General features: G+C 33.6%; 2 protein-coding genes. One reads left to right on the forward strand and one right to left on the reverse strand.

What is annotated here, in order from left to right:
• Nucleotides 1-159 (reverse strand): transposase (locus tag BGI33_RS03420; protein WP_144235356.1); only part of this gene is annotated, 159 nt, incomplete at its 3' end.
• A gap of 71 nt (nucleotides 160-230) precedes the next feature.
• Between BGI33_RS03420 and BGI33_RS14105 the strand changes: the two genes are divergently transcribed.
• The coding region (locus BGI33_RS14105; protein WP_373885163.1) for an AHH domain-containing protein at nucleotides 231-357 on the forward strand (127 nt) is incomplete at its 3' end.

Below are 357 nucleotides of genomic sequence, written 5' to 3' on the forward strand. Positions count from 1 at the left end.
ACGTTTGATATCGGAGGTTTCCATACCACCGTATTTTTGCCGCCATTTATAAAAAGTCGAGTTGCCGATACCATATTTACGGCAAAGTTCTTTAACAGGAATACCGGCTTCAGCTTCTTTTAAAATAGATACGATTTGATGTTCAGTCATTTTTTTCATGATTAAATCCTCTGTGGGTTAATAAAGAGAATTTTCTACTTCAGAGCTGTACTATTTTAAGGGATAGTTACATTAAGAATGGAAATTGGCGAAAAGATGTTCTTAATGATCCATTAAATAAAATAGATGTTCCAGGACATAAAGGTCCACACCCAGAAGAAATGCATCAAGAAATATATAAACGTTTAAAACAAGCTA

The sequence above is a fragment of the Snodgrassella alvi genome (assembly GCF_002777425.1).
GTDB classification, from domain to species: Bacteria; Pseudomonadota; Gammaproteobacteria; order Burkholderiales; family Neisseriaceae; genus Snodgrassella; species Snodgrassella alvi_B.